The 22,920-nt window shown below is 46.8% G+C and carries 17 protein-coding genes; 5 read left to right on the forward strand and 12 right to left on the reverse strand.

Going from position 1 to position 22,920, the window contains the following annotated elements; translation table 11 throughout:
• The first annotated feature begins 12 nt into the window (after positions 1-12).
• The gene (gene dinG, locus ACMHKJ_RS09910) at positions 13-2,112 is read left to right on the forward strand and encodes an ATP-dependent DNA helicase DinG (RefSeq protein ID WP_413493538.1); all 2,100 of its coding nucleotides are present in this window, start codon (positions 13-15) and stop codon (positions 2,110-2,112) included.
• Between the two features lie 48 nt (positions 2,113-2,160).
• Here dinG and ACMHKJ_RS09915 read toward each other — a convergent pair whose 3' ends face one another.
• The 6 genes from ACMHKJ_RS09915 to rhtA all read right to left on the reverse strand — a co-directional run bounded on the left by ACMHKJ_RS09915 (position 2,161) and on the right by rhtA (position 9,587).
• On the reverse strand, positions 2,161-3,168 hold the full coding sequence (locus tag ACMHKJ_RS09915) for a fimbrial protein (protein ID WP_413493540.1): 1,008 nt from the start codon (positions 3,166-3,168) through the stop codon (positions 2,161-2,163).
• Positions 3,159-5,564 carry a fimbria/pilus outer membrane usher protein gene (locus ACMHKJ_RS09920; protein WP_413493543.1) on the reverse strand — a complete coding sequence of 802 codons (2,406 nt, stop codon included), beginning with the start codon at positions 5,562-5,564 and terminating at the stop codon, positions 3,159-3,161. Before ACMHKJ_RS09920 ends, ACMHKJ_RS09915 begins: the two co-directional genes overlap by 10 nt.
• An 82-nt stretch (positions 5,565-5,646) precedes the next feature.
• The gene (locus ACMHKJ_RS09925; protein ID WP_413493545.1) at positions 5,647-6,348 is read right to left on the reverse strand and encodes a fimbrial biogenesis chaperone; all 702 of its coding nucleotides are present in this window, start codon (positions 6,346-6,348) and stop codon (positions 5,647-5,649) included.
• Between the two features lie 75 nt (positions 6,349-6,423).
• A complete protein-coding gene (locus ACMHKJ_RS09930; protein WP_413493547.1) occupies positions 6,424-7,038 on the reverse strand; it encodes a fimbrial protein in 615 nt (204 codons plus the stop codon).
• A 933-nt stretch (positions 7,039-7,971) separates the two neighbouring features.
• The gene (dps, locus tag ACMHKJ_RS09935) at positions 7,972-8,475 is read right to left on the reverse strand and encodes a DNA starvation/stationary phase protection protein Dps (RefSeq protein ID WP_413493549.1); all 504 of its coding nucleotides are present in this window, start codon (positions 8,473-8,475) and stop codon (positions 7,972-7,974) included.
• 212 nt (positions 8,476-8,687) lie between these two features.
• Positions 8,688-9,587 (reverse strand): threonine/homoserine exporter RhtA, encoded by a 900-nt coding sequence (gene rhtA, locus ACMHKJ_RS09940; RefSeq protein ID WP_413493551.1) that lies wholly within the window; start codon positions 9,585-9,587, stop codon positions 8,688-8,690.
• Between the two features lie 248 nt (positions 9,588-9,835).
• Here rhtA and ACMHKJ_RS09945 point away from each other — a divergent pair, with 248 nt between their 5' ends.
• Positions 9,836-10,411, forward strand: coding sequence for an LOG family protein (locus tag ACMHKJ_RS09945; RefSeq protein ID WP_413493584.1), 576 nt, complete (start codon positions 9,836-9,838; stop codon positions 10,409-10,411).
• 13 nt (positions 10,412-10,424) lie between these two features.
• Positions 10,425-10,886 (forward strand): GNAT family N-acetyltransferase, encoded by a 462-nt coding sequence (locus ACMHKJ_RS09950; RefSeq protein WP_413493553.1) that lies wholly within the window; start codon positions 10,425-10,427, stop codon positions 10,884-10,886.
• A 380-nt stretch (positions 10,887-11,266) separates the two neighbouring features.
• On the opposite strand, the gene ACMHKJ_RS09955 is transcribed toward ACMHKJ_RS09950, so the two are convergent.
• The 6 genes from ACMHKJ_RS09955 to ACMHKJ_RS09980 all read right to left on the reverse strand — a co-directional run bounded on the left by ACMHKJ_RS09955 (position 11,267) and on the right by ACMHKJ_RS09980 (position 20,151).
• Complete coding sequence (locus tag ACMHKJ_RS09955) at positions 11,267-12,019, reverse strand: tetratricopeptide repeat protein (protein ID WP_413493554.1); 753 nt, start codon at positions 12,017-12,019, stop codon at positions 11,267-11,269.
• Between the two features lie 208 nt (positions 12,020-12,227).
• The gene (locus tag ACMHKJ_RS09960; protein ID WP_413493556.1) at positions 12,228-13,949 is read right to left on the reverse strand and encodes an amidohydrolase; all 1,722 of its coding nucleotides are present in this window, start codon (positions 13,947-13,949) and stop codon (positions 12,228-12,230) included.
• Between the two features lie 71 nt (positions 13,950-14,020).
• Positions 14,021-15,373 (reverse strand): APC family permease, encoded by a 1,353-nt coding sequence (locus tag ACMHKJ_RS09965; RefSeq protein WP_413493558.1) that lies wholly within the window; start codon positions 15,371-15,373, stop codon positions 14,021-14,023.
• A gap of 309 nt (positions 15,374-15,682) precedes the next feature.
• A complete protein-coding gene (locus ACMHKJ_RS09970; RefSeq protein ID WP_461435650.1) occupies positions 15,683-17,047 on the reverse strand; it encodes a TolC family protein in 1,365 nt (454 codons plus the stop codon).
• 18 nt (positions 17,048-17,065) lie between these two features.
• The gene (locus ACMHKJ_RS09975) at positions 17,066-18,991 is read right to left on the reverse strand and encodes a MacB family efflux pump subunit (RefSeq protein WP_413493560.1); all 1,926 of its coding nucleotides are present in this window, start codon (positions 18,989-18,991) and stop codon (positions 17,066-17,068) included.
• Complete coding sequence (locus tag ACMHKJ_RS09980) at positions 18,988-20,151, reverse strand: efflux RND transporter periplasmic adaptor subunit (RefSeq protein WP_413493562.1); 1,164 nt, start codon at positions 20,149-20,151, stop codon at positions 18,988-18,990. Before ACMHKJ_RS09980 ends, ACMHKJ_RS09975 begins: the two co-directional genes overlap by 4 nt.
• An 802-nt stretch (positions 20,152-20,953) precedes the next feature.
• Here ACMHKJ_RS09980 and codB point away from each other — a divergent pair.
• Entirely contained in the window at positions 20,954-22,201 is a 1,248-nt protein-coding gene (gene codB / locus ACMHKJ_RS09985; protein ID WP_413493564.1) for a cytosine permease, read from the forward strand.
• Positions 22,194-22,920 (forward strand): amidohydrolase family protein (locus ACMHKJ_RS09990; protein ID WP_413493566.1); only part of this gene is annotated, 727 nt, incomplete at its 3' end. The genes codB and ACMHKJ_RS09990, both read left to right, overlap by 8 nt.

Consider the following 22,920-nt stretch of genomic DNA (forward strand, 5'->3'; position numbering starts at 1 on the left):
ATAGGTTTTCTGATGCCCCTCTCCGCCACTGTCAAACAACAAATCAGCGCCTGGTATAAAGCCTTGGCGGAGCAGATTGACGGCTTTGTTCCGCGTGCGCCGCAGCGGGATATGATCGCGGAAGTGGCGCGGACGATGGCAGGTGATGAAGGGCGTCATCTGGTAATTGAAGCACCGACCGGTGTGGGGAAAACATTGTCATATCTTATCCCCGGCATTGCAGTGGCGCGTGAACAGCAAAAATTACTGGTGATAAGTACCGCAAATGTGGCATTGCAGGATCAAATTTACAGCAAAGATTTACCGTTGCTGGCAAAAATTATCCCTGATCTGAAATTTACCGGCGCATTCGGACGCGGGCGCTATGTCTGCCCGCGCAATATGGCGGTGATTGGTGCTGCGGAGGGTGAGCAGATTGATTTGATGCTGCTTCTGGAAGATAAAGCCGATGTGGCAACCGCGTCTGAGCGAGATACGGTGCGGCAGTTACAGAATGATTTCACGTCATTCGGCTGGGACGGTCTGCGGGATCATCATAAAAAGTCCATCGCGGACAGTTTATGGCGCAAAATCAGTACCGATAAGCTCAGTTGCCTCGGACGTAACTGTCAGTTTTATACACGCTGCCCGTTCTTTCTGGCGCGGCGTGAAATAGACACTGTCGATGTGGTGGTCGCTAACCATGCGCTGGTCATGGCGGCGATGGAGAATGAATCCGTCCTGCCGGAAAGCAAAAAATTGCTGCTGGTGCTGGATGAAGGTCACCATATTGCCGATGTTGCCCGCGATACACTGGAAGTGGAAGCGGATATCACGCTTACTTCACTTCAGGCGCAGCTTGATAATCTGGCTAAGTTTGTTACGCAGTATATTCAGCAGTTCCGCCCGGTAAAACCGCCGAAACTGGCAGACAGTGCGCGCCTGCAAAAGCATCTTGACGTTATGCTGGATACGTACCGCGATGTGGCGATGTACACACAGGCACTGTTACCTGAACGTGCGGCCGATCCGCACTATCTTTTCCCGCTCGGGGAACTGCCTGAGCCGCTGATGAATGCCGCTCAGCAGTTATCAAAACAGACGGATGCCCTGCACTGTATGGTCGAGGCTATTCTCAGCGACCTGAATGAACAGACGGCAAAACAGGATATCGTGCGTCTGCACAAAGCCATTCTGACGGGCGGAAAAATGCTGGGTGCGCTGGAAAATATGCGCAAATTGTGGCGTCAGGCGGCAATGTCGGAAATTTCTCATGCGCCGGTCTCGAAATGGCTCAGCCGTCGCTATGAAAAAAACCAGTCACACCTGTGGTTTCACTGTGCGGGGATCCGTGTCAGTGAACAGCTCGGGCAGTTGTTGTGGCGCAATGTGCCACATATTGTCGTTACATCCGCCACACTCCGCTCCCTTAACAGTTTCAGCCGCCTTCAGGAAATGACCGGGCTGAGTGAAAAAGCCGATGATCGCTTTGTTTCCCTCGGATCGCCATTTGATCACTGTCGCCAGGGGCGTTTGGTTATTCCGCAGATGCAGTACGAGCCGACACTGACAGATGAAGCGGCACATATTGGAGAGATGGCGCGTTATTTCCGCAGGCAGATTGAGTCCGGAGAGCACCGTGGCATGCTGGTTTTGTTCAACAGCCAGCGGGCAATGGATCTTTTTCTGACTCATGTGACGGATCTGCGGCTGCAATTGCTGGTTCAGGGCGATCAACCCCGCTACCGGCTGGTGGAAACGCACTGTCAGCGGATACGTGACGGGCAGGACAGTGTGTTAATTGGTCTGCACTCTTTTGCTGAAGGACTTGATCTGAAAGGGGATTATCTGACACAGGTGCACATTCATAAAATTGCATTTCCCCCGGTAACCAACCCTGTGATTATTACAGAAAATGAGTGGCTGAAGTCCCTGAACCGCTATCCGTTTGAAGTACAAAGTCTGCCGAGTGCGTCTTTCACACTGATCCAGCAGGTCGGGCGGCTTATCCGCAGTAATCAGTGCCATGGTGATGTGGTGATTTATGATAAACGCTTGCTGACGAAACGCTATGGCAGCCGGTTACTCAATGCCTTGCCGGTCTTTCCGATTGTGCGCCCGGAGATTGATTAGAGACATAAAAGCGGACATCCGTTGTCTGGTATTATCCTGCGTACGGTATTAATCGTAGGTAATATTGAAGATCATTTTAGCCTGTACATCGCCCGGAGAAATTGAATTACCATGCTGATAATATCGGGCAATATAATTTAGGTTGTATTCAACTTCCTGCAAGCTGGCCAGTTTACCGATAAGGTAAGGGTGTTTCATGAGCAGCGGAATATTGCTTGTGTCCAGTACCTGGATACCCACTCCTTTTGCTGAATTATCGCCGATCAGCTTGTTTTTCAGCACACCACGGTTGTTCTCCGTATCCGGTGCAAGGTCAGCGTCAAATGTGATATTAATATTACTGTATCCTTTATCATCAATACCTCCGCTGCATAACAGCTTAATAAAAAAGGGTTTTTCACCAACTGTTGTTCCTTTTCCCGAGAATGAGGTGTATTTGGCCGGCGGAAGATAGACATCCTGATTATTTCCCGAAGTCACTAAACATGACGGGGAAACAATCGTGATAGCTTCAGCACTCAGAAAACTGATAATGGCAGGTGTAGTACCGCTGTTTGGTTTATAACCATACCGGGTATATTCCCCCTGAGCGATAGTTCCCGAGCCTGTTTTCAGGGCTGTTTTGATGATTTCGACGGTAAAGTCAGACCCGCCGAGATAGGCCTGTTGTAAGCTGTCAGCACTTCCCGGAACGCGGTAAGTATCCGGGTAGGTCATACCGACCTGTCCTTTACGGGTGAAGCGGAGCCCTATCCCTGAAATATTGGTGGAAAAGACTTTATTCGCCCCTTCTGTACCGGGAGAGATAATAATCGCATCCAGAATAGTTCCGCCCCGGCAGCGTGCCCAATATTTCCCGGTCTGCGGCATAGTCCATGATCTTTCTTTTATCACGGAGCCGACAGGGAGATCCGGGCGGACAACCACCCGGCCAAAAACCATATCAATCATTTCTGCCGGAACCGTGTCGTCACGAATGCATTCGGCATAAGCACTGCTGCCGGTAAACAGAAGCGCCAGTGCGGCGTAGTGAATATTATGATGTTTTATTGACATAGTGTGTTCTGCCTTTTGCTGAGATCCAGCGGGAAGGTACAGGTTTCATTTTCCAGACGGACAACCCCTTGCGTTGCCTTTTCATCATTGATAAGAACCACACTTCCCTGTGAGACCACGCCAATAGCGTTTCCTTTAAGATCAGTAACTTCTGTGCCGAAAGGAAGCGGTCGTCCGTCTGTTCGCCGGACAATATACATGATGTTTTTTTCGATTTTTGTGCCGAATTTTACTTTAACGATCGCCCCCTCATAAGGGGCAATGTCAGCAGAGGTATTTTGGAATGCGATGTCTTCAGAGCTGCCTTTGGGATCAATTTCAATTTTATTGACACGGTATGGCCTGACATATGGCATCAGGACATAGCCGCTCTTATCAAACCGGCTGGCAGGGAATCCCAGTAATGATGCACCCTGTGCATTTTCAGCTTCGGCCAGAACCATTGTGCCGGAAATTTCAGGTGTGAAAGTTATTCCGCCGGAGTGTGCCACCACTGAGCCGCTGGCTCCCATACCGAATTGACTGTATTTTCTTCCGTAGCTGTAGTTAGCGTTAAGATTAGAAATTGAATTGCGATAGCCTCCGTTGACCGACGCCGCATAGTTACTGTCTTTCATCGCCGTGGCACTGACACCATAAGTCAGTGTATTTCCGGCATCCAAAGCACCGTTGACCCCGATTTGTGATGAACCGAACCGTTTATTATCAATCCATGTGTTTGATGACATGGTTGCGCGATACCCGTCACCGAATGACAGCGGATAGTTTAAATTGAGGTTAATACTGTCGTTATAGCCTTTTTCACGATCATCAGAATAGGTGCGCATAAAACCGACGGAATAGGATAATTTTTCAAGGCTGTTGTTATAACTGAGCTGATATTGCTTATCCTGCCGGTCACTGTCCCAATAATCAGATATTCGTCCGGTCAGATACAGACTGCCGAAATTTTCTGCAAAAGATTGGTTGACGGAATAAATGAATCCCTGTTTTTCGCGGTAATTACCGGTAAAGTCATTATGTATATCAGCATTAATACTGTATATCGCATCATTTACTGAGTAATAATCGCGTCCGGAGCGGCGGTAATAAGATAAATACAGGTTGGTATTTGTGCCCGGATAAATTTGGCTGAATGAAAACTGATAGTTTTCACCCTGAGCGGTGTTGTATTTAAACTCTGTCCGCGTATGAGTGGCATCGAGCGAAAAAGTACCAACAGGGGTATTAAGACCGGTTCCGGCAAGCCAGGCATAGTAATCTTCAGAGATATTAGCGCCGGAATAGAGGGTCAGGAAGTTATTCAGCCCGTACTGTAATGAGCCCTGCATGATATTCGGCTGATAACTTATTCCGTCATAATCCGCTTTACCGGCATTGATGTCATAACGAAAGAAGCCGGGCCGGACTAATTTATTGGATGACGTATAAGGAACCGAAAATGTACTTTCACTGCCATCGGCTTCTTTGATGGTCACTTCCAGATCATTACCATAACCGGATGGGTTAATATCGGTTAATTCAAACGGACCGGCAGGGACAGAGGTCTGATAAATGACAAGTCCGACCTGGCGGACAGTTACCAGGGCATTACTCTGCGCTATCCCGCGAATTAACGGGGCAAAATTTGTGGTGCCGTCAGGATACATATTGCCGTCGGTGGTTAATTTAAGTCCGCGCAACCGCACGCTTTCCAGAATTTCCCCTTCGGTGGCAAACTGGCCGGCGGTAAATTTAGAATTAATGACCGGTACAGGACGCTGTAAATAAGTCTGATTGCTTTTCCAGCCTTTTCTTCCGTTGCGCTGCCAGCTGTAGTTACCTTCCTGTTTCAGTAACCAGCCTTTAAACGACAATCCTGCATTGGTGGTCAGATAAAATGTATCATCATCATTGCTGCCATAGTCGGTCTGCCTGCTGTGATAATAGTTGCTCATATAGGAAACATTAAGAGCAGTAATGCCGTGATCCCAACTGTCTGCAGAGATATAACTGCCGGTATTAAGCAGGTAAATTTGCGGAATAGTGATAAATAATTGCAGAGTACTGGCTTTTAAACTGTCAATAACCAGCGGGGAACTGTTCCATTCATTGAGCGGCAGACAAGTGTTTTCATCCGATTGAGCACCGGAATTCAGTTTTTCTGCATTAATCCCGAAGGCATAAAGCATTTTTTCTGAATAACAGACACCAAGACGGTCTTTTGCTATTTCTTTCACCTGCACATCATGACGACCCTGCCATTTATCATTGGTGTAAACATCAATGGAATAGGTTCCTTCAGAAACAGCTGAAACACTGAACCGGCTAAGGTCAGCGTTCTCTTTTGAGCCGACAATAAATCCGCTCTCAAACTCATAATCTGTATTTTCTTCACACCAGGCAGCAGAAGACACAAGTAAAATTCCGGCAGAAGGCTTTATAAAGTAATCAATTATTATGGTTTTTATACTTATATTTAACATGTTGAATTAGTATCTATTCTAAAGTTGCGTTAAAGGTAAGATCGGAACCGTAATCGTTAATATTACTGATAAAGAGTTTGTCTCCGCGTTTTACTGATTTATTTACTGGTATTTCTGTCCGGTTTTTTGGTAACAGCATAAATGATTTTTTAATAAGTTGTTTTTTATCGGATAAAGTGATTGCTGTCACTGTAATATGAAATGGCGATGTATTGTTTATCTCTATTGCATTACCTTTTGCCAGAAAGGTTAATTGTTCTGTTGCACGATCCCGGTTACCAAGACCCGTTGGTCGGTAAAATAATTTAAATCTGGATCGTATCGCCAGCTGTAATAAATTTTTACCGTCGTTCATGGCTTCCTTATTAATGGGCGGGATATCCAGTATATTAAGCCACCACAGTGTTTCTCTGTCGGTTGCAATGCCCGTTTTATCAATCAATTTTATTCTTAATGTTTGCCCGCCCTTTGCATTGATACGGGAAATAGGCGGGGTAATTTGAAATGGTGTAGTGATATTTTCAGGAAGAACTGTTGAGTCTCCGGTATCAAGCCATATTTGTGCAATTGCCGGACGGTCAGCTAAATTGCTTATTTGTATGGTAATCTCTTTTTCACTTTCCGGATAAACAAAACGCGTGCCATTAACAATAATATTATCGGCCGAAGTAAATAAACTAATAAAAAACAAGGTTAAAAATAAATATTTTTTCATTTTAGCTCCGGAATCAGGTGGCGCGGTCCACACCACCCGAAAAAAAAACAAAGAGTATTCCAGACGACTTAAATATTAATTGTAAACAACTTCATAAGTGGCATAACTGTGTACAGCACCTGTTGTTACAGATGCGGGTGTTGCAGTTGCATAGCCAACATAGTATGTGAATTGTGCGCTGTTTCTGACTAAATCAACAACAGGCGTTACTTTTCGTTGTGCGATTGCACCGGGAATTATTTTACCGTTAAGACTTGTATTAGCAGACAGCGCTAACTGAATATCTTTTGCACCGGTAACATCGGTGTTAGCCAGGTAACCAGCCTGTGCGCCGGCCGCATTTTGTAACAGGTTACCACCGATCCAGTTGATACCCAGTTTGTCTGCAGTTATTGCTGTACCTGCGGTAATAACCGATTGATCTACCGCCAGGCAGTTTGATACGTCGATAACAAAAGGTTTTGCTTTCAGGTAAGTATGCGCACCCGCAGCTCTGACTTCAGCCAGTGAAACCGGCGCCAGACGGACATTGGCATCACTTTGCTGACCATCAACGGAAATAGTGCATGATACGTCTGTTACTTTACCAAAGAAATCAACCTGTCCGCCACCGACGCCTGTTGATGCAGCATTTGCCATTGAGAACCCAAAGGCAGCGACAACAGCAGATGCAATAATTAATTTTTTCATTCTTACTTCCTTATAATATTATTGGTTATATAAAATAAAGTATATAAACGATTCTGTATTTAACGTATTTTTACCGATATAACGACTCACTATTACCTAGTATTGTTGCTTGTTATTTTTGTTTTTAAATAAAAACAAGCCTCAGGTTATTTATCTGACTGGTTACCCAAGTTTATTCTTGTTTTTTTAATTTAATTTCATTGAGGTTCACTCTGACGAAGATGATGTTTAATATATCTTATCTCTAACATGAACCTTTTTTGAGTTTATGAGTGTTTTTTGTTTTTTGAAATACGTTTATCTACTCATTATCATAAATTATTTAACCTGCGATATATAATTCCATGTTTCACTATGATGCCTGGTGATAAAACTATTATTATGATTTTTAACGAAAATGAATTAATCCAATAATTTTTCATATTACATGGTTTTTGGAATATTGATTTATCTCATGATTTAGCATTAAGAATGAAAATAAGAAATAAATAATGAACGCAATATAAATTATCGTTAAGGTTAAAAAATAATCAGGTACATGGTGATGAAGATCTCAAAAATATAAAAGAGATACATTTAATACATTCTCAGTGCGGCATCACCCCGGTATAAAAAAATCATTCCGGATAGATCTTGCTCTTTTTATACACAGTCAGGTGTTTTTTTTTATCATTTTGTCTGTGAAACAGAATTGAATAGAGAAAGTAAATAAAGGATATAAGAGAATAAATGCACTTTCTGATAAAAATCTGGCTGGATAGATAATTTCCGAAACGATTCAGCCGGAAAATAAAAAAAACCGCCCGGAGGCGGTATAAAGGGTAGGATTGACTCACAATGTCTTACTTTTTTTATTATTTCGACACATAAACACTCATTACATGTTCATTTGTTTATGCGGATTTCCTGGTCTGTACAACACAATTTTCAGTATTACTCGATATTTGCTTCGATAAACCACAGATATTGGTCAAGATCCCGCGAGGCTGCTGTAAACATATCTGCGGTATTTTCATCTTCAACCCGGCTGACAGCACCGCGGATGTCATTGGCGACGATAGCGTAGCGGTCAGCCAGTGCTTTAAGATGATCCTGAACGGAATGAATATCCGTCGGATATGCCGGTAATGTTCCCGCCTGACTGATTGCCTGTGATGTTCCCAGTGCAATGCCACCGAGCTGTACCGCACGCTCAGCAAAGGTATCAAGATGGCTGTTCAGCGTGTCGCGCATGCCGTCAAGCATTTCATGGACAGCAATAAAATTCCGGCCACGCAGATTCCAGTGTGCCTGTTTGGTCATCAGTGACAAGTCAATAAACTGGATAACCTGATGATTCAGTTCATCAATAGTGGCTTGTTTTACGTCATCAGCGACATCGTTACGGGTGTACACTAAGTGAGAAGCAGTGTTTTTTACTAATTTAGCGGTGCTCATTATTGTTCCCCTTATTTCTTCTTTATGTAAGTAAATACGCAAGCGCGTTTGCTTTGATGGGGTAACTATAGAGCAGTGCTGGTAATAGTTAAAATCGATTAAATCTATAGAATCAATAGGCGGGTCACATACTTATGTATGCTCCCCGTCTGTTTTCCCTTGCCGCCTGCCTGCATCCTGAATGACGTTGGGTATATAATACGGAGAGATGATTATTTTATTTTTTTGATTTTGGATTTTGGTTTGATAGTAAGTGCGGCCCCCATAGAGGCAATAACGATGCAGGTCAGCGCCAGCCATTGTGTAAAGGTCAGATGCTCATGCAAAAATGTAATACCAACCATAGCACCCACAACCGGCTCCAGGCTCATTAATGTCCCGAATGTCCGGGTCGGCAGCCGGGTTAATGCAACCATCTCCAGCGAATACGGAAAAGCCGTCGACAAAATGGCGATCGCCAGCCCCAGCGGCAGTACCGCCCAGCTGAACATCACACTGATATCACTGTTCAATGCCCCGAGCGGGAAAAAAATAAGTGCTGCGATAAGGGAACCCAGTGAAACCGTGGCAGCACCATAGAATTTTCCGGCGCGCTGTCCGAAGATAATATAGAGCGCCCAGCCGGCACCTGCGCCCAGCGCGTAAAGCATCCCGACAGGGTCGAGTTGCTCAAGTTGCCCCAATTGATCGCCTATAGGTAATAAAAAAGCCAGCCCGGTTATCACCAGCACAATCCAGAAAAAATCAGCCGGCCGGCGGGCGCCAAACATCGCAACCGCCAGTGGTCCGGTAAATTCCAGTGCGACGGCAATTCCCAGCGGAATGGTGGTCAGCGCCAGGTAAAAAAGATAATTCATTATCCCGAGAGAAATCCCGTAGCCTAATATAGGCAGAACCGATGCCCGCGTAAAACTGAGCCGCCAGGGTTTAAAAATAATAAATAAGATGGCCGTCCCTAACAGCAGGCGCAGAGCGGTAACTCCCGGGGCACCAATCACCGGAAAGAGCGTTTTTGCCAGCGACGCACCACTCTGAATAGAAACCATGGACAGCAGTAATAAGCCAATGGGTAACCACGGAGAACCACCGTGCTGACGGGGAGACGCAGACATGAAAACCTCGGGAGCAATAAGAAAAAAAGCGGATAATGACACAGAAAGTGTCATTCAATCTTACCGGGGCTGATTACGGATAGCAAACGATAACTGAGACAAAAAAATCTTTCAGACGGTTTCTCTGTAAAACGTTATATCCCGGAAAAAGGGGCGTGATATACCTGAATCTGGTGAGTGCTATCGTCAGCGGGTCTGCGTATAATTATGCCTGTTTTTTTATTAAGATTGAGTATAACGGGGTGAATATGCGTGAGATAAAACAAATAGCGGTATATTGCGGATCAAGTATTGGTGCCACGGATATCTACCGTCGTGAAGCTGTAAAGTTTGCTGAAGTGCTGGTTGAGCAGGGGATTACGCTGGTTTACGGTGGCGCCAGTGTGGGGATCATGGGAACGATTGCGGATACCGTACTCAGCGCAGGCGGGAAGGTCATCGGTGTGATCCCGTCATTACTGGAAGGCCGGGAGATTGCTCACAAAAATCTGACTGAACTTTATCGTGTCGGCACAATGCATGAGCGAAAGAGTAAAATGATTGAGCTGGCCGATGGTTTTGTTGCCTTGCCGGGCGGGTTCGGTACGCTGGAAGAGTTTGCGGAAGTTTTTACCTGGAGCCAGATTGGTCTGCATCAGAAACCGGTCGGGCTGATGAATATTAATCACTATTATGATCCGCTGCTGACCATGATTAATACCATGGCTGATGAGCAGTTTATGCAGGACAAATACCGCCACATGGCGATTGTGGACACTGATGCACAAAATCTGATCCGCCGTTTCCGTGATTATGACGCACCATCTGTCAAAACGTACGATTAACCGGAGAAGAACGATGAATATCCGTTCTGCGCAGTTGAGTGATATCGGTTGTATTGCGGAGCTTTATCAGCAATTATTTACAGAGATGGCCGCTTTTCAGCCGGAGCGCTGGTTGCCGGCTGAGCAGGCCCCCGAATTTATTGAAAATGCGGTAACAGATGAAAAATTTCATTTGCTGGTGGCAGAGCAGAACGGGAAAATAGCCGGGTTTGTTATCGCACAGACTAAGGAAACACCGGTATATACATGTGTGCGCCCCCGTCATTTCGGCTATATATTTGATATTGTTGTTGATCCGACTGTCCGCGGGCAGGGTACGGGTAAGGCATTACTGAGTGCGGTAAAAGCCTGGTCAAAAGCACAGGGGCATACGCATCTTGAATTATCCGTTCTGCCGGAAAATAAAGGTGCAATGCGATTGTATGAGCAGGAAGGTTATCAGCCGGTGCTCCACACGTTGGCTATCACACACTGATTATACCCTTATTCATTCAAACTACAGGTGCGTTGGCTGCGTTCAGCCAGTCGGGTCACATACTGATGTATGCTCCCCGTCTGTCTTCCCTTGCCGCCTTCCTGTATCTTGAATGACGTTGGGTATATACCCTTATTCATTCAAACTACAGGTGCGTTGGCTGCGTTCAGCCAGTCGGGTCACATACTGATGTATGCACCCCGTCTGTCTTCCCTTGCCGCCTTCCTGTATCTTGAATGACGTTGGGTATATACCCTTATTCATTCAAACTACAGGTGCGTTGGCTGCGTTCAGTCAGCCGGGTCACATACTGATGTATGCACCCCGTCTGTCTTCGCTTGTTACCTGAAGATATCCCGAATTGAGTAACAGAGTACACATTATTGGGTTATCTGTTGCTTTAATACAGTGGCTTTTTCTTTCCATTGTCTGTTAAATCGTTGTGCTGATTTCGGCATTAAATTATAGGTTGTTAATACCTGTTCAAGAAGCAGGAGTGCTTCGTTATTACGATTATTATCAATAAGAAAAGAAGCATAGCTCATTTTAATTTCAATGCGATCCTGATATGCCATAAGTGATTTAAATTCTTCGTCAGCTTCATCATTTTTGCCTGATTTTGCTAATGTGCGGGCATATAATAAATGTCCGGTGGCAGAAATAAATCCGGGATTACTCTCTGTCAGAGTGTCCAGTGTTTCTTTACAACGTGAGTAGTCTTCCATGTTAAACAGAGTATCTGCATAGCGTAACAAAATATCCGGTGAAGACTGGTTATGCCCTTGTAATGATTCATTAAAATAATGTGCTGCGTCCTGATGCCGCTCTTTGTCAGCATAGGCATCTGCCAGCATCAGACAATGTTCGGTTGTTGGTGCAATATCATACTGACGTTGTGCTTCCCTGATATCTTTATCCGGATTTAAGACCGATTTTATTTTTGACTCCAGACGGTTGGCATGGCGGGTATGACGAAATTCAGGAAGCCAGACGGAGAGTGCGTAAGTAATACTACCGACAACGGGAAATACAAATAAAATAAATAACCAGTAATGATTTTGCCGATTTTTTACTGCATGGATTGCAAAATAAATGGCAGGAATTAAATAAAGTATTGCAGCTAATAATGGCATCACAGCCCCGCTATATCCGTTGTTATCTTATTGAACTGAAATTATCAGGGATTGATAAAACAATAGCAATTTTAATAATATGAATATTTCTTTGAATCCTTTTTTTTCGGGTGGTATCGCATTTCCGGCAGAAACAAAAAAATAAAACCTCATGGTTGTCATGAGGTTTTATTTGTTAAGTATTATTACATAAATTAATTCAGAATAATTAATTTGTAAGGTGAACGGTTTTACCGCCGACAATAGTTCGCAGTACTTTCACATCCGCAATATCGTCAGCCGGTATCTGAAAAACATTGCGATCCAGCACAATCATATCTGCCAGTTTACCCGGTTCCAGGGAGCCGAGGATATCTTCCCTGTGCTGGGCATAAGCGGAATCAATCGTTGCCGCACGTAAGACTTCAGTGACCGTTAAATTGCGATCAGTATCCAGGCGCTGTGCAGGCTGACCGTTTACCGGGTGACCACGGCGGGTGACCGCAACTTTCAGGTCAAACCATTCATTAAAATCATCAATCGGCCAGTCACTGCCGAAGGCTACAACCGCACCGGAATCAATAAATTTGGCTATCGGCTCCAGTTGCTGAAAACGGGTATCACCGATCATATTGCGGGTGAATTCTGCCAGTTCGGCGGTTGGTGCAGCCCACTGGAAAGAGAGACAGGCGATAGTGTTGAGTTTTGCAAAGCGTGCATAATCCCCCGCATCCACCAGTTCATTGTGTGCCAGTCCCGGACGGATATCTTTACCCGGATGCGCGGCACGCATTTTTTCGATACCGTTCAGCACCATATTGACAGCACCTTCACCGACAGTGTGCAGGTGTGGATCATAACCTGCCGCCGCAATGCGTTCGAGCAGGGCGTCAATAATATCCGCGGTGAAATAAAGGTCACCGTGGTTTTTTGTTTCGCGCCAGTCCGGCTGTGCCGCCGTGCCGTGGTTGGTGCGGTAAGGTTTCAGCAAGGATGCCGTCATGGTCGGGAACTGTAATACGCCGTCGACAAACATTTTGATATTATTGACTGCAATTCCGGGCTCTGGTCCCCATTGTGCCTGATGATAACGCTGTGCAAATGCGACGGCATTATTCACCGCCTGTGGCACAGAGGCGACATCAGGCGCGTCATCAGGTGTAATTTCACGCGCGGCCTGAACACGCAGCGTCAGTTTACCCTGTTGTTGCAGAGCGAGGAAGGCATCGAGCTGTATGTCGGCAACCCGCGCATCCATTACCATGGTAACACCCTGTTCATTCAGCACTTTTTGTACCAGACGGGCAACATCAACGGCGCGGTCTGCCTGAATCGACGGAATGCTGTCTGCAGCACGCATCGCAGGGGCATCTTCGAGGATCCCGTTGAGTTCACCATTGGCATGTTTACCAATTTTACCATCACCCGGAACAGGGGTTTCTTTGGTTATGTCCAGTAATTCGAGCGCACGACTGTTTGCCAGCAGGGTGTGACAGTCATTGGAGAAGAGCACGACCGGGCGGTTAGTATTGAGTGTATCCATATCTTCGCGGAACATATCGATACCCGCTGGTAACATACCCTGACGCAGCCAGGCGGTAATTTTCAGCCAGTCATTGTTACCGGTGCGCGGATCATTATCCAGATGTGCCTGAACGCGGGTCAGGATCTCATTAATGGTCAGCGATTCATAATTAAGGTGGCAGCCAAACAGTTGGATACCGCCCCAGAACGGATGCATATGACCATCAATAATTCCCGGCATCATCATTTTGCCGTCAAGATCGGTAAACTGAGTATGTTCACCGCGAAAGGCTGCCATCTCATTATTATCACCACAGGCAAGAATACGACCGTCAGCAATTGCAACAGCTTCAACGACACGGTTTTGTGCATCCGCGGTATAAATATAACCGTTGTGATAAATAGTATCAGCGGCAGTAGTTTTCATTATTATCTCCAATCCCTATACCCTTATTCATTCAGGCAGCATCCTGAATGACGTTGGCTATATCAGCAAAGTCAGCTGATAATTAAATGTGTTTCTTCTTCAGTAATTGACGGCGGGCGACGGGTAAAGAAGCGGGTGATAAAACCCAGGTAAACCACGCCGATACTCAGCCAGATAATACCCACAGTCAGTGCCTGTGCATCCAGACTTGTCCATAACCATAATGTCAGCAATACCCCGATCCCGGGGGCGACCAGGCAGCGCAGGATAGTCGCGGCGGTGAGCGAACCTTGTCTGTCAATAATAAAGTGTTTGATAACACACAGGTTTACAAAGGTAAATGCAATCAGTGCGCCAAAACTTATCATGGATGCCACCAGGCTCAGTGAGAGCACCAGCGCCATCAGAGAGGCGAGGGCAACAAACAGGATAGACAGCACAGGGGTATTAAATCTTGCATGAAGGCGGGCAAAGACTGAACGCGGCAGAACCCCCTCGCGACCCATCGCATAGAAAATCCGCACAATGCTTGCCTGGGATGTCATTGCTGAGGCAAACACACCCACCACATAGGCGATAATAAAGGCGGAAGCCATCAGCGCACCCCCCACTTTTTCCATCACCTGAATGCTGGCGAGATCCGTATCCGGCAGGAAATCCCGCCACGCCGGATAACTCAGATGGGCGCAGTAAGAGATAATAACAAACAGTGTTCCGGCAATAAAAACGGTGTAGAGAATTGCTTTCGGCAGGGCACGTCTGGCATCTTTTGTCTCTTCTGCCATGGTGGAAATTGCATCAAAGCCGAGGAACGCCAGACACAACACTGCCGCACCGGCGAACAGACCGGATACCTGGTCTGACATTACGGTCAGCGGGGCGAGCAATGCCTCTTTATCCAATGTAAATGTTGTGCTGAAACTGAGATACAGGAACAGGGCGATAAACAGCAGCTGCATAATAATAATCAGCATGTTCATCGAGGTAACCAGTTTGATCCCGAGGATATTCAGAACAGAGACAACAATAATGGTTGAGACAATGATCAATTCCATCGGGATGGAGGGCAGGGCTTCATGAACAAAGATGCCGATGGCGATGTAGTTGATAATCGGCAGGAACAGGTAGTCGAGCAATTGCGCCCAGCCCACCAGAAATCCGGTATTGCCGCCGAAAATTTTCTGGACATACGAATACGCCGAGCCGGCAAGCGGCAGCGTACTGGTCATTTTACAATAACTGAGTGCGGTAAAAAGAACGGCGGTCAATGTTACCAGATAAGCAACCGGTAAATGACCTTCACTGAGTACAGTCACCTGACCGTAGGTTGTGAATATACCAAGGGGCACCATATAAGCGAGCCCGAAAAAAACCAGCGCGGGAGTTGTTAATACGCGCTTCATCTGCACAGTTGTCTGTTGCATTTTTACAGCCCTTCCCAATAGCCTGAAACATGCCACGGGAACACTGCCCGGGCACAAACTGATTTCTGACAGTCAGCGGGTGACTCTCAGTCCGCATTTATTTTCAATAAACCTCGCACCTTGCGTTTGCATCGTGCGCACTTTATTAAAACGTCAGTGATAAGCGGACCATCACCACACGCTGGGGTAAATGCAGGCGGCGTACAGTATCTGAGTTACCTGTATTTGGCAATAAAAGTTGAACGGAATAATAACAATGAAAATAGTTGTTTTTGACAAAAATACCAATAATTCACATGGCATATAACGTCAGACCGCTCCCCCGGTTTCCATCCAAAGCACCATCAGATTGCTCAGTTGTTCAAAACGGTTCTCATCCAGCATCAGCTGAGCCCGGCGGCGGGTATCTTGTGCCGTGAGCCAGTCGGTGATTGCCACAGATCCGTGGCGGTAGCGCATCTCATTAATCCGCTCAGATTTTTGAGCCAGATGCAGCAGCTCACGCAACCGGGTTTCCTGTGATATCAGTAATTGGCGCTGAGAAAGCGCATCATCCACAGATGCCATCGCCTTATACAGCGACTGGCGGAACTGCACGACCTGCTGTTCATAGCTGTTGCGCGCGAGGCTTATCTCAAGCTCGCGTTTCTGCCAATCTGTCAGCGGGAGGTCCAGAACGGCATTTATTATCGCCAGCGGATTACTTAAAAATTCTAAAAGCCGGGCGCTGCTGCTGCCCAGTGAGCCGGTCAGGCTGAATGACGGATAATATTCAGCCCGCTTAATGTCGACGCGAGCCAGTGCTGTCCGTAGATTTAATTCTGCCAACCGGACATCCGGACGGCGGCTCAGTACCGAAACCGGCACATCCGGGCTGACAACCGGCAGCGGTGAATCCGGCAGACTCTGCGGGTTGGTTAGTATTTTTCCCGGAGGTGCGTTAAGCAACACGGATTGTTCGTTCAGTACAGACTGATATTGCTGACGCAGTATCTGCAGGTTGTTTTCCTGATTCAGGACACTCTGCTGAGCATTAATAACATCCAGTCCGGCAATACTCCCTGCCCGGTAGCGGGACTGAGTCAGGCGCAGTGTTTCCCGTATATATGTCAGGCTCTGTTCACTGTCAGTAATTTTTTTATTAATCAGGGCAATACGCCAGTAATTTTCAGCAGCCCGGCGGGTAAGTATCAGCTTGGCTGCCCGTAAATCCTCTTCTGAAGCTTGCTGCATCCACCCGGCCACATCCCGCTGACGGGCTAATTTTCCCCATAAATCTACTTCATAACTGACGTTAAGTGTGGCACGTGCTTCCCCGGTTTTTATCAGATCCGATGCACCGGATAATGGTTTATTTCGTGCAATGTTTGTTGATGCGGAGGTGGAGAGGGAAGGATAAAGGTTCAGTCCTGCCTGTTCCGCTTCCAGCTGTGCGCGGTATAACCGCAATACGGCAAGGGCGACATCACTGTTAGCGGCAGTCACCTGTTGTAACCATTGCTCCAGTTGCGGATCGGCAAACTCACGCCAGTCAAATATTGCCACATTGTGGATTTTTTCTGCCTGTTGCCAGTGATCCGGATATGTTATCTGTGGTGGTTCGAATTTACTGTTGAGCAGGTTTCCGCAACCGGAAGTAAGTAACATGCTGAGATATAGTGTTATTTTTTTCACGGACGTTGTCCTTACGGTTTATTCATCTGCCAGGGCAGTAACAGGATCCATGGCGGCGGCTTTACGTGCTGGTAACCAGCCGAAAATCATGCCGATGATGGTCGAGCAGAGAAACGCCACCGCGGCGGCCTGCCAGGAATAAATCGCCGTCAGTTCAGTCCCGGGTCGTGAAAAAATCCCGCTGATGACGAGCGACAGAGCAATACCCAGCACTCCGCCGATCAGACACACCAGCACGGCTTCAATCATAAACTGCTGCATAATATCGCGCCGCCGGGCGCCCACCGCCATGCGCACACCAATTTCATGGGTGCGCTCTGTGACGGAGACCAGCATTATATTCATTACTCCCAGGCTGCCTATCATCAATGCAACGGAGGCGACAGACAGGATAAGCAGACTGAGGATCATCGCACTTTTTTCATAACTCCGGCGGTATTTATCCAGATTGAAAATCCGGAAATCCTCTTTACCATGCTGTAAAATTAATGTTTGTCGTATGCTTTCCGCTGTGGCATCTGTGTTTGCATCATCCCGGGCGCGTATAACCACATTGGAAATAGTTGATTTGCCGGTCATACGCTGCATTACCGTGTTATAAGGCATCCAGGCGTTAACATCACCATACCCGTAATCCCGGGTGTTTTTTGCCACTCCGATGACCCGTGCCGGAACCGGTCCGATAAATACGATTTGTCCGACCGGAGGAATACCTGCCGGGATGAATAGCGCGTTAACTGCATTTTCATCCAGAACAATGTCTTGCGAGGCTTTACTGCCATCACGAAATACACCGCCTTGTAATACAGGGAAATTCCATATCTGAAAATATTCATGGTCGACACCGGTGATTCTGACCGGCACTGAGCGCCCGCGAAATGTCATATTGTTATCTGTGATTACCTCCGGTGACAGACTGCTCACACCAGACAATGCTGCCAGTTTTGGCATATCGGAAGGCAATAAATAGCTGTCATTTTCTTTGGTGTAATCGATGCCCGCTGAGACTGAAATAATATTTGAGCCCAACCCGCGGATGTTTTCCAATGTCTTCTGTTTAGCACCTTCACCGATAGCAACAACTGTCACGACAGCGGATATGCCGAAAATAATTCCGGTCATTGTCAGAATAGTGCGCTGACGGTGCGCATTCATGGATTTCAGCGCCATCATAAAGGATTCGCGGATGCTGTCTGCCATGCGTTGTTGCAAGCTTGACCGGGGCGCAATCCGTGGGGTGAGCGGTGTACTGACGGCAGTATCCGGTCCGTTATCTGCGGCAATCTGTCCGTCGTGCAGTTCAATAATCCGCCGGGCATGCTGTGCCACAAGCGGATCATGTGTCACCATGACAATGGTATGACCGAGCTGGTTCAGTTCCGAGAGGATCGCCAGCACTTCCTGACCGGAGGCGGAGTCCAGTGCGCCGGTCGGCTCATCTGCCAGAATAATTTCACCGCCGTTCATCAGTGCCCGGGCTATACAGACTCTCTGTTGCTGACCACCGGATAATTCACCCGGTTTATGATATTCACGCCCCGCTAATCCGAGGCGTGCGAGTAATTCCAACGCCCGCGCACGTCGTTCACTGCGGTTGCTGCCTGCATAAATAGCCGGGATTTCGGTATTGGCGGCAGCGGTCAGGTCATTCATCAGGTGGTAACGCTGAAAAATAAACCCGATATGCTCACGGCGCAGGGATGCCAGCTCATCAGGGGAAAGGCGGGCGGTATCACGTCCGCCGAGTCGGTAATTTCCGCTGTCCGGGGTATCAAGGCAGCCCAGGATATTCATCAGCGTGGATTTTCCTGAACCGGACGAACCGGTTATTGCCACAAATTCGCCGGCAGAAATCGTCAGTGAAATATTATCCAGCACCGTCAGCGCCTGCCCGCCGTTGGTGTAGCGGCGGGAGACATTCTGTAACTCAATCAGTGCACTCACAGATTTGAATCTCCTGTATCAGGCATTATCGTCTGTGGTATCACGACTTCTTCACCCTCCCGTAAGCCGGACAGGATCTGAATATCAATATTATTGGTTATGCCGGTGGATATCTCACGCGGTTCCGGTATTCCGGATGCATTTATCACCATCACTTCCTGACGGTTATCCGCCGTTGTGGTGACGGCAGCGGCAGGGATCAGCAGGACATTTTTTGCCTCACTGATCAGCAGGGAAACCTGTGCTGTCATGGCGATACGTAACCGGTTTTCCGGATTAGGTACATCCAGTAACGCGCTGTAATACACGGATGCATTGCCGGTTGTACCGCCGCTGTTACTGTTATCCTCTTTCAGTACGGAATCCGGTGCGGGTTCGACCATCCGCAGTGTTGCTTCATAGCGGCGGTCAGGCTCGGAAAAAATAGTAAACCAGGCTTTTTGTCCCGGAAATACCCGGGTGATATCGGCTTCGGATATTTGTGTGTGGACAGTCATGGTATCCAGTTGTGCAATTTTGACGATAGTCGGTGCGCTCTGCTCGGCGTTAACTGTCTGTCCGCTGCGGGTAACCACGGCGATCACGACACCGTCCATCGGCGCGGTAACGCGGGTATAACTCAGCTCCAGTTTTTTCTTATCCACCTCAATCTGTGATTGCACCATCCGGGATTTCAGTGACAATATGTCCGCCTGTGCAGTGGCAAGGGCTGTCTCTGCGGATTCAAATTCTTCCCGTGACCCGGCATCGTCGCGCAACATATTGCGCTGGCGTTTAAACTTTGACTCTGCCTGGCGCAATTGCGCATCTTTGGTTATTTTCTCTGCTTTGACCTGATCGAGAGCCGCTTCTGCGTTACGCAGATTATTTTTCTGTTGTAAATCATCGATATCGGCAATCAACTGATCTTTTGTCACCCGGTCGCCTGTTTTGACTTTAAGGTTTTTCACCTGACCGGTAACCTGCGCACCTACATTTACCCGTTCAACGGCATCCAGTTTACCTGCCGCCAGGACAGTATTTTCAATATTCCCGGTACGTACCGGCGTAGTTATTAACGCCACAGGCACTGTGCGTTGTTGTAAAAAAAACCATACCGCGGTAACGATAAGCAGAACGCAGATAATAATCCCTGTAAACGTACGCGGCGTCAGTTTCATTTTAATAATGTCCGTTATTAATTTTCAGTAACCTACTGTTTTATAAAATACCAGATAGATTGTAATGTTTTATTGTGACAGTAATTATGAGTCTGTTCAAAGTAATAAGAATAAATTAATTTCTGTATTTTATATTAAGAGTATGTGTATCAGCGTGTTTTTTTCTGGCAATAATTATTACTTCTGATTGCGTCGGTATGATTATTTATTTATTTATTTCAATGCGTTATATTTAATTGTGGTGCTGTTTATACGTGTTCTTTCTTTTTGTTGCAATGACTTTTAATACAGTCTTTGTATCTGTGTCAGGTCTGGCTATTCGGATCTGCGTGAGTGAAAATATTAAACATGCTGGTTCATTTAGGAATGAACTGATGTATTTATAATATCAGTAGTGTTGACGAAAATACTTTTTAGTATGCCCGTTCATTTTATTAAAATACCGTTTCCGGATTAATCATATGAAAACTTACAATGCATAATAAAAAATAACCAGCTTATTCTGGTGTGATTAATTAAACTCTGCTTAAGAAAGTAACAAATGCTGATTATTGTGCCATGATATCTTTTTGTGTTTATTCTATAAAATCGGGAAAATTATTATCTAAATAAATAAAATGTACCACTTTTCGGGATAATCGTGTGTGCAAGGCTTGTGTGTGAACATGAAGAGACGACATTATATGTCGCATTAATAATCCGTTAATTATGTTAATGAGTGTACGAAAACGTTTGCTTTTGTTTTTCACTACTATAATATCCGTCCGATTTTTTTGTCTGAGAAAAGCAACAGGAGGCAATTGTGTCCGGGGATAAAAATTACAGTCATGGGCCTGTGCCCATATCCGCGCGGAAAGGCGGTCTGGCATTAACCTTTGTAATGCTGGGATTAACGTTCTTTTCCGCCAGTATGTGGACCGGAGGTGCTCTCGGTACCGGTCTCAGTTTTAATGATTTCTTCCTCGCAGTACTTATCGGTAATCTTCTTCTTGGTATTTACACCGCTTTTCTTGGTTTTATCGGTTCCAAAACCGGCCTCACAACTCATCTTCTCGCGCGTTACTCCTTCGGTATTAAAGGCTCCTGGCTACCTTCATTCTTACTCGGCGGCACACAAATCGGCTGGTTTGGTGTGGGTGTGGCGATGTTTGCCATCCCGGTCGGTAAAGCAACCGGCTGGGATATCAACTGGCTTATCGGAATTTCCGGCGTACTGATGACCATCACCGTATTCTTCGGGATCTCCGCACTGACAGTGCTTTCGGTGATAGCGGTGCCGGCGATTGCGGTTCTCGGCAGTTACTCAGTTTATCTGGCGGTAACGGGCATGGGCGGTCTGAGTGTTCTGCGCGATATCATCCCGGCGCAGCCGCTGGATTTTAATCTCGCACTTGCCATGGTGGTCGGTTCGTTTGTCAGCGCAGGCACGTTAACCGCTGATTTTGTCCGCTTCGGGCGCAAACCGAAAATTGCGGTACTGGTCGCGATTGTCGCATTTTTCCTCGGTAACTCACTGATGTTTATCTTTGGTGCAGCGGGCGCGGCATCCCTGGGAATGGCGGATATTTCTGATGTGATGATTGCTCAGGGATTACTGTTACCGGCCATTATTGTGCTGGGACTGAATATCTGGACGACTAACGACAACGCACTTTATGCATCCGGTCTGGGATTTGCCAATATTACCGGGCTTTCCAGTAAGACCCTCTCGATTGTGAACGGGCTTATCGGCACACTGTGCGCACTGTGGCTCTATAATAACTTTGTCGGCTGGCTGACATTCCTTTCCGCCGCGATCCCGCCCATCGGAGGGATTATTATTGCGGATTACTTAATGTACCGTCACCGCTACGCAACCTATGATTGCAGCAAAATGCGTGATGTAAATATCAGTGCTCTGCTGGCGATGGCGGCAGGGATTATTGCCGGACACTGGCTGCCGGGAATTGTACCGGTAAATGCAGTGATCGGTGGCGCATTAAGTTATGCTGTGCTTAATCCGTTACTGAATCGTCGTCGCACAACCCATCCGGAGATGACCCGTGCTTAATCAAACTATAAAATATATTCATAATATTCGTCTGCCTGAGCATGATGGCTTATGGCGCATTGATATTGAACATCAGAAAATTAAAGCTATTGTCCCGCAGGTTGCCGGTGAAATTTTACCGGAAAGTCTGGACGGAGAGGGTGGTCTGGCAACCGCGCCGTTTGTGGAGCCGCACATTCATCTGGACACCACACAAACCGCCGGACAGCCCTCCTGGAACCAGTCCGGCACGCTGTTTGAAGGTATTGAACGCTGGGCTGAGCGCAAAGCACTGCTGACACATAATGATGTGAAAACCCGCGCATGGCAGACGCTGAAATGGCAGATTGCCAACGGTATCCAGCATGTCCGTACACATGTGGATGTGTCGGATGCCACACTGACTGCACTGAAAGCGATGCTGGAAGTAAAAAAAGAAGTCGCGCCGTGGATTGATTTACAGATTGTGGCGTTCCCGCAGGAAGGGATTATGTCCTATCCGAACGGTGAAGCCCTGCTGGAAGAGGCACTGCGTTTGGGCGCTGATGTTGCTGGTGCGATTCCGCACTTTGAATTCACCCGCGAATACGGCGTGGAATCACTACATAAAACCTTTGCGCTGGCACAGAAATATGACTGCTTAATCGATGTGCATTGCGATGAAATTGATGATGAACAGTCGCGCTTTGTGGAAACAGTCGCCGCTCTTGCACACCGCGAAGACATGGGCGCACGCGTGA

Source organism: Morganella psychrotolerans (assembly GCF_965118875.1).
GTDB lineage: Bacteria > Pseudomonadota > Gammaproteobacteria > Enterobacterales > Enterobacteriaceae > Morganella > Morganella psychrotolerans_C.

What these genes read in the sequence shown, in the direction of transcription:
- dinG (WP_413493538.1), top strand. Translation starts at nt 13, where the DNA reads ATGCCCCTCTCCGCCACTGTCAAACAACAAATCAGCGCCTGGTATAAA.
- ACMHKJ_RS09915 (WP_413493540.1), bottom strand. Translation starts at nt 3,168, where the DNA reads ATGTCAATAAAACATCATAATATTCACTACGCCGCACTGGCGCTTCTG.
- ACMHKJ_RS09925 (WP_413493545.1), bottom strand. Translation starts at nt 6,348, where the DNA reads ATGAAAAAATATTTATTTTTAACCTTGTTTTTTATTAGTTTATTTACT.
- ACMHKJ_RS09930 (WP_413493547.1), bottom strand. Translation starts at nt 7,038, where the DNA reads ATGAAAAAATTAATTATTGCATCTGCTGTTGTCGCTGCCTTTGGGTTC.
- dps (WP_413493549.1), bottom strand. Translation starts at nt 8,475, where the DNA reads ATGAGCACCGCTAAATTAGTAAAAAACACTGCTTCTCACTTAGTGTAC.
- rhtA (WP_413493551.1), bottom strand. Translation starts at nt 9,587, where the DNA reads ATGTCTGCGTCTCCCCGTCAGCACGGTGGTTCTCCGTGGTTACCCATT.
- ACMHKJ_RS09945 (WP_413493584.1), top strand. Translation starts at nt 9,836, where the DNA reads ATGCGTGAGATAAAACAAATAGCGGTATATTGCGGATCAAGTATTGGT.
- ACMHKJ_RS09950 (WP_413493553.1), top strand. Translation starts at nt 10,425, where the DNA reads ATGAATATCCGTTCTGCGCAGTTGAGTGATATCGGTTGTATTGCGGAG.
- ACMHKJ_RS09955 (WP_413493554.1), bottom strand. Translation starts at nt 12,019, where the DNA reads ATGCCATTATTAGCTGCAATACTTTATTTAATTCCTGCCATTTATTTT.
- ACMHKJ_RS09960 (WP_413493556.1), bottom strand. Translation starts at nt 13,949, where the DNA reads ATGAAAACTACTGCCGCTGATACTATTTATCACAACGGTTATATTTAT.
- ACMHKJ_RS09965 (WP_413493558.1), bottom strand. Translation starts at nt 15,373, where the DNA reads ATGCAACAGACAACTGTGCAGATGAAGCGCGTATTAACAACTCCCGCG.
- ACMHKJ_RS09980 (WP_413493562.1), bottom strand. Translation starts at nt 20,151, where the DNA reads ATGAAACTGACGCCGCGTACGTTTACAGGGATTATTATCTGCGTTCTG.